General features: G+C 66.9%; 10 protein-coding genes. 4 read left to right on the top strand and 6 right to left on the bottom strand.

Annotation, left to right across the window (positions count from 1 at the left end; translation table 11 throughout):
- Positions 1-26 precede the first annotated feature (26 nt).
- On the top strand, positions 27-455 hold the full coding sequence (locus ACFDR9_RS09965; protein ID WP_157406527.1) for a PGDYG domain-containing protein: 429 nt from the start codon (positions 27-29) through the stop codon (positions 453-455).
- A gap of 110 nt (positions 456-565) precedes the next feature.
- On the opposite strand, the gene ACFDR9_RS09960 is transcribed toward ACFDR9_RS09965, so the two are convergent.
- Both ACFDR9_RS09960 and hppD read right to left on the bottom strand, forming a co-directional pair.
- On the bottom strand, positions 566-1759 hold the full coding sequence (locus ACFDR9_RS09960) for an aromatic amino acid transaminase (protein WP_409030887.1): 1194 nt from the start codon (positions 1757-1759) through the stop codon (positions 566-568).
- A 66-nt stretch (positions 1760-1825) separates the two neighbouring features.
- Entirely contained in the window at positions 1826-2902 is a 1077-nt protein-coding gene (hppD, locus tag ACFDR9_RS09955; protein ID WP_017875996.1) for a 4-hydroxyphenylpyruvate dioxygenase, read from the bottom strand.
- Positions 2903-3032: 130 nt separating this feature from the next.
- Here hppD and ACFDR9_RS09950 point away from each other — a divergent pair, with 130 nt between their 5' ends.
- Both ACFDR9_RS09950 and ACFDR9_RS09945 read left to right on the top strand, forming a co-directional pair.
- Entirely contained in the window at positions 3033-3548 is a 516-nt protein-coding gene (locus ACFDR9_RS09950) for an Lrp/AsnC family transcriptional regulator (RefSeq protein WP_017875995.1), read from the top strand.
- 90 nt (positions 3549-3638) lie between these two features.
- A complete protein-coding gene (locus ACFDR9_RS09945) occupies positions 3639-6065 on the top strand; it encodes a penicillin-binding protein 1A (protein WP_409030886.1) in 2427 nt (808 codons plus the stop codon).
- Positions 6066-6120: 55 nt separating this feature from the next.
- Here ACFDR9_RS09945 and serB read toward each other — a convergent pair whose 3' ends face one another.
- Both serB and mfd read right to left on the bottom strand, forming a co-directional pair.
- Positions 6121-7035 carry a phosphoserine phosphatase SerB gene (serB, locus tag ACFDR9_RS09940; RefSeq protein WP_409030885.1) on the bottom strand — a complete coding sequence of 305 codons (915 nt, stop codon included), beginning with the start codon at positions 7033-7035 and terminating at the stop codon, positions 6121-6123.
- Positions 7035-10475: a transcription-repair coupling factor gene (gene mfd, locus ACFDR9_RS09935; protein WP_409030884.1), complete on the bottom strand. Its 3441-nt coding sequence runs from the start codon at positions 10473-10475 to the stop codon at positions 7035-7037. The genes serB and mfd overlap by 1 nt, the downstream gene beginning before the upstream one ends.
- 210 nt (positions 10476-10685) lie before the next feature.
- Between mfd and ACFDR9_RS09930 the strand changes: the two genes are divergently transcribed.
- Positions 10686-11555, top strand: coding sequence for a pirin family protein (locus tag ACFDR9_RS09930; RefSeq protein ID WP_409030883.1), 870 nt, complete (start codon positions 10686-10688; stop codon positions 11553-11555).
- Positions 11556-11584: 29 nt separating this feature from the next.
- Here ACFDR9_RS09930 and ACFDR9_RS09925 read toward each other — a convergent pair whose 3' ends face one another.
- Both ACFDR9_RS09925 and ACFDR9_RS09920 read right to left on the bottom strand, forming a co-directional pair.
- Positions 11585-12112, bottom strand: a complete 528-nt coding sequence (locus ACFDR9_RS09925; protein WP_409030882.1) for a metal-dependent hydrolase — start codon at positions 12110-12112, stop codon at positions 11585-11587.
- 179 nt (positions 12113-12291) lie between these two features.
- The gene (locus ACFDR9_RS09920) at positions 12292-13140 is read right to left on the bottom strand and encodes a pyruvate, water dikinase regulatory protein (RefSeq protein WP_409030881.1); all 849 of its coding nucleotides are present in this window, start codon (positions 13138-13140) and stop codon (positions 12292-12294) included.
- Between the last annotated feature and the right edge of the window lie 22 nt (positions 13141-13162).

The following is a 13162-nucleotide window of genomic DNA, read 5'->3' as shown; positions in this document are numbered from 1 at the left end:
GGGCGGATATGCACAAGGGCGATTTGATGCCAGTGGCGGGAGCGCGGCGCGCCTTCAAGCGGGCGCAGCCGGTAGCGGTGCGCTTCGCGCCGGCCGCCGGCGTGCTGCGCACGCGCGAGGGCGAAGTGGCGTACCGCGCCGGCGACGCGCTGCTGACGGGGCCGCACCGGGAACGGTGGCCGGTGCAGCGCCACCGCTTCGACGCCGCCTACGTGGCCGTCGGCGACACGCTGGCCGGCCAGCCCGGGCAGTACAGCAAGCGCTACCGGGAAGTGTGGGCGCTCAGGCTGGACCGGCCGGCCAGCGTCAAGGTCGGCTGGCAGCACAGTCCGGTGGAGGGCAAGCCGGGCGACTGGCTGGTGCAGTACGGGCCGGGAAACTTCGGCGTCGTCGCCGCGGCCATTTTCGACGCGACGTATGAGCTGTTGGATGGCGGCGCGTCTACGACACGCTAACGCGCATTCCCGTAGTTCGGGTTAGCCCAAAGGGCGTCACCCGACTGGCGTCGGAAGCGGCCCGGCGTCGCATTACGCTGCGCGAATCCGAGCTGCGCCATACTATCGTCTTAGTCAAGCACCTTGGCGATGGCGGCGGCGACCGGCGCCAGCGTTTCCCGCGTCAGCGCGGCGATGCAGACGCGGCCCGATTCGAGCAGGTAGATCGCCGATTCCTCGCGCAGCTTGCGTACCTGCGCCACCGTCAGTCCGGTGTAGCTGAACATGCCGCTTTGCTTGATCAGGTACTCGAAATCGCGCTCCGGGCGCAGTGCGCGCAGTTGCGCGTACAAGCCTTCGCGCATGGCCTGGATGCGTCCGCGCATCGCGTCCAGCTCGCCGCTCCAGTCGGCCGCCAGCTCCGGGTTCTCCAGCACGGTGGCGACGATGCGCGCGCCGTGCGTCGGCGGGCTCGAATAGTTGCGGCGGATCGCCGCCTTCAACTGGCCCAGCACGTTGGCCGCTTCCTGGGCGTCGTCGCAGACGATGCTCAGCGAACCGCAGCGCTCGCCGTACAGCGAGAAGTTCTTCGAGAACGAGCTGGCCACCAGCAGCGGAATGCCCTCGGCGACGAAGTGGCGGATGGCGAACGCGTCGGCGTCGATGCCGCCGCCGAATCCTTGGTAGGCGATGTCGAAGAACGGCAGCAGCTTGCGGCTGCTGATGGTTTTCGCCAGTTCGCGCCATTGCGCCTCGCTCAGGTCGGCGCCGGTCGGGTTATGGCAGCAGGCGTGCAGCACCACGATGTCGCCGGCCGGCACCGCGTTCAGCGCCGCCTGCATCGCCGCGAAGTCGACGTGCTGGATCGCCGCGCTGTAGTAGGGGTAGGAATGGACGGTGAAGCCGGCGCCGGCGAAAATGGCGCGGTGGTTGTCCCAGGTCGGGTCGCAGATCCATACCTCGGCCTGCTTAAAATACGCGGCCAGGAAGTCGGCGCCGACCTTCAGCGCGCCGGAGCCGCCCACGGTTTGCGCGGTGGCCACGCGCTGCTCGGCCAGCGCTGGCGCGTCGGCGCCGAACAGCAGTCGCTGCACCTGCTTGCGGTAGGACGGCGCGCCCTCCATCGGCAGGTAGGGGCGGATGCCCGGGTTGGCCAGCAGGGCGGTCTCGGCCTTGAGCACCGCGCCCATCACCGGCAGCTTGCTCGCCTCGTTGAGGTAGACGCCGATGCCCAGGTTGATTTTCCCGGCGCGCGGATCGGCGATGAAGGTTTCGTTCAGCGTCAAGATGGGATCGCCGGGATAGATGTCAACGTGCTCGAACATGGGGTTCCTCAATGGTGGAAGCCGGCGCACGACGTCTGCGCCGGTGAAATAGAGCTCAGGGCGTGCTCAGGACGCCTTCAACACGCCGCGGCGGACCTGGTCGCGCTCGATCGACTCGAACAGCGCCTTGAAGTTGCCTTCGCCGAAGCCGTCGTCGCCCTTGCGCTGGATGAACTCGAAGAACACCGGTCCCAGCACCGTCGCCGAAAAAATTTGCAGCAGCAGGCGCTTCTCGCCACCGCTGGTGGTGCCGTCGAGCAAAATGCCGCGCGCCCGCAGTTCGTTGGCGTTTTCGCCGTGGCCCGGCAGGCGCTCTTCCAGCATTTCGTAGTAGGTCGACGGCGGCGCCACCATCATCGGCACGCCGGCCGCCTTCAAGCGGTCCAGCGTGGCCACCAAGTCGTCCGAGTATAGCGCAATGTGCTGGATGCCCTCGCCGTTGAACTGCATCAGGTACTCTTCGATCTGCCCGGCGCCCTTGGACGATTCCTCGTTGAGCGGGATGCGGATTTTGCCGTCCGGCGCCGTCATCGCCTTCGACGTCAGGCCGGTGTATTCGCCGGAAATGTCGAAGTAGCGGATTTCGCGGAAGTTGAACAGCTTCTCGTAGAAGCCGGCCCAGTAGCTCATGCGGCCGCGGTAGACGTTGTGGGTCAGGTGGTCGATCAGCTTCAGGCCGACACCCGGCGGGTTGCGCTCGACGCCGTCGATGAATTCGAAGTCGATGTCATAGATCGACTTGCCGTCTTCGAAGCGGTCGATCAGGTACAGCGGCGCGCCGCCGATACCCTTGATGGCGGGCAGGCGCAGTTCCATCGGGCCGGTCGGGATTTCGATCGGCTGGGCGCCCAGTTCCAGCGCGCGGGCGTAGGCCTGGTGCGCGTTTTTGACGCGGAAGGCCATGCCGCAGGCGGACGGGCCGTGCTCGGCGGCGAAGTAGGCGGCGGCGCTGCCCGGCTCGTTGTTAATGATGAAGTTGATGCCGCCCTGGCGGTACAGCACCACGTTCTTCGAGCGGTGCCGCGCCACCAGTGAAAAGCCCATCATCTCGAACACCGGTTCCAGCACGTTCGGCGTCGGCGAGGCGAATTCGACGAATTCAAAGCCCATCAGGCCCATCGGGTTGTCAAAGAGGTCGGACATGGTGGCGCTCCTGGTTATGATTTATGAAGGATATTTTAGTGCGCTAAAGCCGCATATTGTGCGCGTAGTAGGTAAAATAACGCTATTGCCATGCACAAAATATTTATCAAACGGCCAATTGGAGAACTAAATGAACAAGGTAGCCGTTGATCGCTACGATATCGATTTGCTGCAGGCGTTGCAGCGCGACGGCCGCGCCACCAATAGCGCGCTGGGCGAGAAGGTGCACCTGTCGACGTCGCAGGTGAGCCGGCGCATCCAGCGCCTGGAGGAGACCGACGTCATTTCGCATTACGTGGCGGTGCTCAACCCGGAGGTGGTGGGGCTGGGCGTGATGGCGTTCACCCATGTGACGCTGGAGCGGCAGGGCGAGCAGGGCGGGCGTTTCGAAGAGTCCATCGCCGATATCCCCGAGGTGCTCGAATGCCTATCCGTGACCGGCGAGGCCGACTACATCCTGCGCATCGCCGTGCCCGATTTGGCCTCGTTCGCCGACTTCATGACGACCCGTCTGCTGCGCCTGCCCGGCGTGGCCAACGTCAAATCGACGGTCACGCTGAAAACCATCAAGCAGAGTTTCAGCCTGCCGCTGGAGCACATCAAGCGCCCGGCCCAGGTCAAACGGCAAATCACCTTCACCAAATAGGGCAATCGGCGGCCATCTTGCCATTGGACGGCGCCACGGTCGGGTATACTTGCCATACGGGATCATCCGGCATCGGGCAAGGCATCAAGAATGGAAGAGAATCAAACATTGGCCGCGCGCGCGCGCCGTCTGTACGCGCGCCTTGCGGCGTGGACGTTGCCGCGGGCGCAGGCGGCGTATGCGCGGCTGCGCGCGGGCGTGCGCGTCGGCGGCGCCGAGGCGCTGGCGCAGGGCGCCCGCGCCAACGCCTACCTGCAAAGCCGCCCGCCCGGGCGCCGCCGCTTGCTGCTGGTGCTGTGGTCGGGCGCCGCCTTGCTGGGGGCGCTGGTGCTGTATGTGCTGGTGCTGATCCCGCTCACGCCCGGCATCAGCGACCTGCGCCACGCCCGCGCCGCCCAGGCCAGCACGCTGGTGTCGGCCGACGGCAAGGAGCTGGCCAGTTTCGACCAGGGCTTGCAGGAGCACGTGACGCTGGCGCAGATTTCGCCGCAGGTGGTGGCGGCCCTGGTCGCCACCGAGGACCACCGCTTCTACCAGCACCACGGCGTCGATTTCGTGCGCATCGGCGGCGCCTTGCTGTCGAGCTTGAGCGGCGACGCCCAGGGCGGCTCGACCATTACGCAGCAGTTGGCGCGCAATATGTTCCCCGAGGAGATAGGGCGTTCGCGCAACCTAAACCGCAAGGTCAAGGAGATGATCACCGCGCTGAAGATCGAGGCGACCTTCAGCAAGACCGAGATCCTGGAAGCCTACCTGAACACGGTGCCCTTCCTGTACAACACCTTCGGCATCGAGATGGCGGCGCGCACCTATTTCGACAAGCCGGCCGCGCGCCTCGACATCCTCGAAAGCGCGACCCTGGTCGGCATGCTCAAAGGCACCCATTACTACAACCCGGTCGGCAACCCGGAGCGCTCGCTGAAGCGCCGCAACGTCGTGCTGGGCCAGATGCGCAAGCATAACGCCATGACCGAGCGGCGCTATCGCGAGCTGGTGCGGCGCCCGCTGCGGGTGCGCTTCTCGCGCCAGACCGAGCGCAGCATGACGGACGCGCACTTCACCGCGCACGTGCGCAAGTGGTTGATCGAGTGGGCCGACGAGAACGACTACAACCTTGAGCGCGACGGCCTGGTGGTGCATACCACGCTCGACTACGCGCTGCAGCAGGCGGCGATGCGCGCCGTCGAGCGCCAGGGCGGCGCGCTGCAGGCGGTCGCCGACACCGAGTGGAGCCGCTCCGCAACCTGGTCGTCGACCTCGACCGGCTCCTACGCCGGCACGCGCGACAGCGCCTTCCAGTACTTCTGGGATACGCACGGCGCGCTGGCCGACGCCGTCGTGCGCGAGTCGCCCGAGTACCGCCGCGCCGTCGAAGGCGGCGAGGCGGCGGCCGACGCGCTGCGGCGCCTGAAGGCCGACCGCGCCTTCGTCGCCCAGCTGCGCGCCGCCAAGACGCGCCTGGAGGCGGGCTTCGTCGCGATGGACCCGGGCAGCGGCCAGTTGCGCGCCTGGGTCGGCAGCCGCGACTTCCGCCGCGAGCAGTACGACCACGTCGCCCAGGCGCAGCGCCAGCCCGGCTCGACCTTCAAACCCTTCGTCTACGGCGCCGCGCTGGAGAAGGGCCTGCCGCCGGAGAAACCGTACCGCGACGCCGTGCTCGACATCAAGGCCGGCGACGGCACCATCTGGCGCCCGACCGACATGAGCGGCACCAGCGGCCAACAAATGACGATGCGCGACGGCCTGGTCTACTCGAAGAACACCATTACCGCGCAGGTGATGCAGGACGTCGGCCTGCCGGCCATCGTCAAACTGGCGCGCGCGCTCGGCGTGCGCGACAGCAAATTGACGCCGGTGCCGTCGCTGGCGCTGGGCACCAGCCCGGTGACCTTGCTGGAGATGGTCAACGCCTACGCCAGCATCGCCGCCCAGGGCGAGTACCGCAAGCCGGTGTTCGTTACCCACATCACCGACCGCGCCGGCAAGACCATCGCCAGCTTCGCGCCGCAGTCGTCGCAGCGCGCCATGTCGGCCGAGTCGGCCGCGACCCTGGTCGACATGATGCGCGGCGTCGTCAACCGCGGCACCGGCACCGGCGTGCGCTACCGCTTCGGCATTTCCGGCGACGTCGCCGGCAAAACCGGCACGACGCAGAACAACACCGACGGCTGGTTCATCTTGATGCACCCGAACCTGGTGGCGGGCGCCTGGGTCGGCTTCAACGACGCCCGCGTGACGATGCGCAGCAATTACTGGGGCCAGGGCGGCCACAACGCGCTGCTGGTGGTGGGCGACTTCTTCCGCGCCGCGCTCGACGGCGGCCGCATCGAACGCGACGCGGTGTTCCCGGGCGGGCGCCGGCCGGCGCCGGTGCGCCACCAAGAGCAGCCGCAGGAGGTCGAGGAGGAGCCGGGCGATTTGCAGCCGGAGGGCGCGCCGGAGCCGGGGCAGGGCGGCGCCGAGGCGCCGCCGCCGGAACCGCCGGCGCCGAGCGAGGCCGCGAGGCCGGAGGCATAGCGTTTTTCGTAGGTCGGCTTACGCCCTGATGGGCTAACCCGATCTACCAAATACCTTAGGGTATGGCCGCCAGCGGCACCGGCGTGTGGTGGTGGCCGTCGTCGGCCTCGAACAGGGTCAGTACGCCGTCGAGTCCGACGAAATTGAGCGCCACGTCGGCCTGCTCGCGCACCACCGGCTTGGCGCGGAACGCCACCGACAAGCCGGCGATCGACATCATGCGCAGGTCGTTGGCGCCGTCGCCCATGACGATGGCCTGGCCCGGCGTAATGCCCATCTCGGCGCAGACGCGTTCGACGGTGCGCTTCTTCTCCTCGGCGTCGACGATGCCGCCGACTACCCGGCCGGTCAGCTTGCCGTCGACGATTTCCAGTTCGTTGGCGTGGGTGTAGTCCAGGCCCAGTGTTTCTTTCAGGCGCGAGGTGAAGAAGGTGAAGCCGCCCGACACCAGCAGCGTCTTCAGGCCGGCCGCCTTGACCCCCGCCAGCATCTTCTGGGCACCCATCGACAGGCGCAGGCGTTCGACGTAGACGCGTTCCAGCGCCGTCGCGTCCAGGCCTTCGAGCAAGGCGACGCGGCGGATCAGGCTTTCGGAGAATTCCAGTTCGCCGCGCATGGCCGCCTCGGTAATCTCGGCCACCTGCGGTTTCAGGCCCTGCATGTCGGCGATCTCGTCGATGCACTCGATGGTGATCAGCGTCGAATCCATGTCCATCGCCACCAGCTTGAACTCGCTCAGCCGGCGCACGCCCATCATGTAGGTGGCGTCGAGGCGGGCGGCCTGGGCCGCCACCTCGATGGTCTGGCGCAGGCCGGACGAGTAGCTGATGTCCTCGCAGCGCACGGCGCTGGCGCCCAGCACCGTGGTGCGCGCCGGCGCGGCCAGCGCGGCGATGCGCTCCAGCGCGGCGGCGCTGCCGTCGAGGCCCTGCAAAGTCAGGTTCATGGTGATGTTTGTGGTGTTCTTCATTACGCTGTCAGCTGTTTGATGGTGGTTTTAATTTGCGTCACGCGGGCCGCCAGATCCGGCATGTTCGCCGTGATCTTCAGCTTGTCCTGGCCGTTCAGCTTGATGTGGCGGTTTTTTTGGATCAGCTCGATGATGCGCATCGCGTCGATGGGCGGCTTGACCATGAACTGCAGCGTGGCGGCCTCGCCGTGGGCGTCGATCTTGATGATGCCGACGCTTTTCGCCGCCACCCGCAGGCGGTGCGTCTCGACCAGCGCCTTGACGGCGTCGGGCAGTTTGCCGAAGCGGTCGATCAGCTCTTCCTGGATGTCGTCGATCTTGTCCTGGCCGGCGCAGTTGGCCAGCCGCTTGTAGATCGACAGGCGTTCGTGGACGTCGCCGCAGAAGTCGGCCGGCAGCAGCGCCGGCACGTGCAGGTTGATCTCGGTGGTCGAGGACAGCGGCGCGGCCAGGTCCGGCTCCTTGCCGCTCTTGAGCGATCGCACCGCTTCGTTGAGCATGTCGGAATACAGCTGGAAGCCGATCTCGTGCATCTCGCCGGACTGGCTGTCGCCGAGCACCTCGCCGGCGCCGCGGATTTCCAGGTCGTGCATCGCCAGGTAGAAGCCGCTGCCCAGCTCCTCCATCTGCTGGATCGCGTCGAGGCGGCGCTGCGCCAGCTTGGTCAGCCCCTGCACGTCGTGCACCAGCAGGTAGGCGTAGGCCTGGTGGTGCGAGCGCCCGACCCGGCCGCGCAACTGGTGCAACTGCGCCAGGCCGAACTTGTCGGCGCGGTGCATGATGATGGTGTTGGCGGTCGGCACGTCGATGCCGGTCTCGATGATGGTGGTGCACAGCAGGATGTTGAAGCGCTGCGCGACGAAATCGCGCATCACCTTTTCCAGGTCGCGCTCGTGCATCTGGCCGTGGGCCACCGCGATGCGCGCCTCCGGCAGCAGCTCGGTCAGCGCCGCCATGCGGTTCTGGATGGTCTCGACCTCGTTGTGCAGGAAATAGATCTGGCCGCCGCGCTTCAATTCGCGCAGGCAGGCTTCGCGGATGATCGACTCGCTCTCGCTGCGCACGAAGGTCTTGATCGCCAGGCGCTTTTGCGGCGCGGTGGCGATGATCGAGAAGTCGCGCAGGCCCTCCAGCGCCATGCCCAGCGTGCGCGGGATCGGCGTGGCCGTCAGCGTCAGCACGTCGACCTCGGCGCGCAGCGCCTTCAGCGCCTCCTTCTGGCGCACGCCGAAGCGATGCTCCTCGTCGATGATGACCAGGCCCAGGCGGGTGAACTTGACGTCCTCCGAGAGCAGCTTGTGGGTGCCGATGACGATGTCGAGGGTGCCGTCGGCCATGCCCTTGAACGCTTGCGTGATCTCCTTGCCGCTGCGGAAGCGCGACAGCTCGGCGATGCGCACCGGCCAGTCGGCGAAGCGGTCGGCGAAGGTTTGCGCGTGCTGCTCGGCCAGCAGCGTGGTCGGCGCCAGGATGGCCACCTGCTTGCCGCCCATCACGGCGATGAAGGCGGCGCGCAGCGCCACCTCGGTCTTGCCGAAGCCGACGTCGCCGCACACCAGGCGGTCCATCGGTTTGCCCGACGTCATGTCCTTGATGACGTTGTTGATCGCCTCCTGCTGGTCGGGCGTCTCGTCGAAGCCGAAGCTGTCGGCGAAGCGCTCGTAGTCGTGCGCCGAATATTCGAAGGCGTGGCCCTGGCGCAGCGCGCGCCGGGCGTACAGGTTGAGCAGCTCGGCGGCGGTGTCGCGCACCTGGTCGAAGGCGCGCTTCTTGGCCTTTTCCCACTGGCCCGAGCCGAGCGAGTGCAGCGGCGCGTCCTCCGGCGAGGCGCCGGAATAGCGCGAGATCACGTGCAACTGCGACACCGGCACGTAGAGTTTGCTCTCCTTGGCGTAGTCGAGGTGCAGGAACTCGGTTTCGCCTTCGCCCAGGTCCATGCTGATCAGGCCCATGTAGCGGCCGATGCCGTGGTTGATGTGCACCACCGGGTCGCCGATTTTCAGTTCCGACAGGTCGCGCACCATCGACTCGACCTGGGTCACACCCTCCTGCTTCTTCTTGCCGACGCGCCGGCCGGAGCCGGCGTACAGCTCGGTCTCGGTGACGAAGACCAGGTTGCCGTCGGCGGTAAACAGCTCGAAGCCGGCGTGCAGCGGCGCCACCCCCAGCATCAGCTTGGCGTCGGCGTACTGGAAGCCCTCGAAACCCTCGACCGGCGCCAGCGCCAGGCCGTATTCGGTGAAGTACTGCTGCAGCGTTTCGCGGCGGCCGTTCGACTCGGCGCAGATCATCACGCGCCGGCCCGGTTGCAGCAGGTAGTTGCGCAGATTGGCCAGCGGGTCGTCGGCGCGGCGGTTGACGGCGATGTTGGGCACCGGCGCCGACAACTCCGACGCCAGCGCGTCGTTGTCTTTGGCGATGGCCCAGCGCGGCAGCGACTTGGCCAGCGTGAAGAAGTTCTCGTCGCTGAGGAACAGCGCCTCGGGCGCCAGGATGGGGCGCTCGCGGTCGGCCTTCAGGAAGCGGTAGCGCGACTGCGTGTCGACCCAGAAGCGCTTGATGGCGCTGTCGATATCGCCGACCAGGGCCATCGAGGCGTCCGCCGGCAGGTAGTCGAACAGCGTCGCGGTTTGCTCGAAAAACAGCGGCAGGTAATACTCGATACCGGCCGAGGCGATGCCGCTGCTGATGTCCTTGTAGACCACCGAGCGCGACGGGTCGCCCTCGAACTGCTCGCGCCAGCGGCTGCGGAAGGTGGTGCGGGCCGCCTCGTCCATCGGAAATTCGCGCCCGGGCAGCAGGCGCACCTCGTGCACCGGGTACAGCGAGCGCTGGGTGTCGGCGTCGAAGGTGCGGATGGTCTCGATGGTGTCGCCGAACAGGTCGAGGCGGTAGGGCAGGGCCGAACCCATCGGGAACAGGTCGAGCAGGCCGCCGCGCACCGAATACTCGCCCGGCGACATCACCTGCGAGACGTGGGTGTAGCCGGCCAGTGTCAGTTGCGACTTCAGGCGCGCCTCGTCGAGCGTCTCGCCTTTTTTGAAGAAGAAGGTGTAGGCGGCCAGGAAGGACGGCGGCGCCAGGCGCACCAGCGCCGTGGTCGCCGGCACGATCAAGACGTCGCACTGGCGCGACTGCACCTCGTACAGCGTGGCCAGGCGCTCTGAGACCAGGTCCTGGTGCGGCGAAAAGGCGTCGTAGGGCAGGGTTTCCCAGTCCGGCAGCAGATGGCAGCGCAGCTTGCCGGCGAACCAGGGGATCTCGTCGAGCAGGCGCTGGCCGTCGCTGGCGTTGGCCACGACCACGGCCAGCATCTGGCCCTGCGACGACAATTCCAGCGCGGCCAGCGCCAGCGCGTAGGCGTCCGACGAGCCGTACAGGGCGGGCAGCGCGAAGCGGTTGCCGGGTTTCGGAAGCGATTTTTTTAAGTCAAAGGACATGCGGGCGACGACACATATTGAGCGGTTAGGCGCACAGCCGAGAGTGGCCGCGCCGCTGTCGTACATTATAGTCGAAGCGTCCGCGAAGAGTGGGTCGCCGGGCGTGCGGCGGGCCGTGCGCGGATGGCGCAAAGCGTGTAAATTGAGGCTTTCCCGGCTCTATTGGACGACGGCCGTGACCAACGAACTACCTACGTATTGGCTTGAGCGATGACTATTTCCACTGTATTGAAGGGCCACGAAAAGGACCTGGGCGGCGGCCTGCTGGTGCGCCGTTACCTGCCGGCGGCGGCGAAGCAGGCGGTCGGGCCGTTTATTTTCTTCGACCATTTCGGCCCGGTCGACGTGGCGCCGGACGCCAACCACGACGTCCGGCCGCACCCGCATATCGGCCTGGCCACGGTGACCTATCTGTTCGAGGGCGCCATGGACCACCGCGATAGCCTGGGCACGTTCCAGCGCATCGAGCCGGGCGCGATCAACTGGATGACGGCCGGGCGCGGCATCGTCCACTCCGAGCGCACGCCGAAGGATTTGGCCGGGGTGCCGCACCGCACCCACGGCCTGCAGCTGTGGGCCGCGCTGCCGCAGCGGCACGAGGAGGACGAACCGAGCTTTTCGCACACGCCGCAGGCGGACATTCCCGTGGTCGAACTGGACGGCGCCGTCGTCAAGGTGCTGATCGGCAGCGCCTTCGGCCGCACCTCGCCGGTGGCGACCTATATGCAGACGCTGTACCTGGACGTCGCCTTGCAGGCGGGCCGGGTGATCGAGCTGGCCGGCTTGCCGGCCGAGGTGGCGATTTACCCGATCAGCGGCGAACTGGAGATAGACGGCGTCGCGCTGGCGTTGCACACGATGGTGCTGCTGGCCGCCGGCGGCGCGCCGCTGGTGCGCGCCGGCGGCGCGGCGCGGTTCGCCGTCATCGGCGGCGAGCCGCTCGACGGGCCCCGCTTCATCTCGTGGAATTTCGTCTCGTCGAGCAAGCAGCGCATCGCCCGGGCCGGCGAGGACTGGAGCGCGCAGCGCATGGGCCAGGTGCCGGGCGAGACGGAGTGGATTCCGCTGCCGACGCGGTAAACGTCAGCGCGTCGCCGGCTTCTTTAGGCCTACGAACACGCCGGCAGCGAGCGCACGAAGGCCAGCGCCTTGTGCGCGTGCACGTCCTCGAAGAAGACGTGGTCGGCGATGAAGCCGGCCGCCAGCCACGACGCCGCCACGACGATGATGTCGCAGCGCCCGCTTTTCCATAGCTTCAGCGAGTGGCGCCCGATAATCCACGGCACGCCCAGCGGGTTGGGCCAGTCCGCCAGCAGGTGCATCACGCCGCCGCTGGCGAAACCGAACAGCAGCGGCGCCCAAAACGCGTGTCCCAGCGCCAGGTAGGAGTAGCCCAGCAGGGCGAGCCAGGCAATGCCCCAGTGCGTCCAGGTGCGGTGCGTGATCCACAGCCGATGCTGGCGCGACCACCAGGCCACCTCCAGCCAGTCGGGCGCGGTGCCGCCCAGCACGCCCGCGACGAAGCTCAGGAAGCTGACGATCTGGTACGGCCCGCCCTCGCCGGCGTGCGCCACCAGCGCCGCGGCGATGACGCCGGCGGCCCATCCGGTTGCGTGGTGCGCTTTGTTGGACGCCATAGGAAAATCGGGCGCCGCGCGGGCGCCTCTGCAATGAGTGTGGGTAACTGGATGAATATACAGTATTTCGATGTGGAAATGCTAGCGCCGCGTGCGGGCTTTTCGCGGGTCGGCTGAGCGCGCGGCGCGTAAGCCGACAATGTCGGCGGCGCCATGCCCGGTTGCGGCCCGCGCCAACGCTAGTATTCGCGCCGGTTCGGCTTGATTTCCTGCAGGATCGTGGTGGAGATTTCCTCGATCGATTTGGTGGTCGACGAGAGCCAGCGTATGCCTTCGCGCTTCATCATTTTCTCCGCCTCGTTGACTTCGTAGCGGCAGTTTTCGATCGATGCGTATTTGCTGCCGGCGCGCCGCTCGTTGCGTATTTCCGACAAGCGCTCGGGCGTGATGCTCAGGCCGAAAATTTTCGATTTGAACTCGTACAGCGCCGACGGCAGCTTGTCGCGCTCGAAGTCGTCCGGGATCAAGGGGTAGTTGGCGGCCTTGATGCCGTACTGCATCGCCAGGTACAGGCTGGTCGGGGTCTTGCCCGAGCGCGACACGCCGACCAGGATGACGTCGGCCGAGGCCAGGTTCTTGTGCGACTGGCCGTCGTCGTGGGCCAGCGAGTAGTTGATCGCCTCGATGCGGTTCTTGTATTCCTCGCTGTCGACGATGTTGTGCGAGCGGCCGATGGTGTGGGTCGATTTCACGCCCAGCTCGTGCTCCAGCGGCGCCACGAAGGTCTGGATCAGGTCCATGTGCATGCCGCTGGACTTGCGGATGACGTTCGACAGGTCTTCCTTGACCAGCGTCGAGAAGACGATCGGGCGCTGGCCGTCGGTGGTGAAGGTTTCGTTGATTTTGCGCGCCGCGTCGTAGGCCTTGTCGAGCGTGTCGATGAAGGGCAGGCGGATTTGCCGGAAGCGCAGCTCGAACTGGGTCAGCACGGCGTGGCCGAAGGTCTCGGCGGTGATGCCGGTGCCGTCCGAAACAAAGAAGACGGTGCGGGCGGCGGCGGGCAGAACGGGGCGGGGATCTGGGGTCATAAAGTCTTCTGGTCAATATTGA

It is taken from the genome of Janthinobacterium sp. CG_23.3 (genome assembly GCF_046115965.1).
Classification (GTDB): domain Bacteria; phylum Pseudomonadota; class Gammaproteobacteria; order Burkholderiales; family Burkholderiaceae_D; genus Janthinobacterium.
This window is presented reverse-complemented; position numbering and strand designations above follow the sequence as displayed.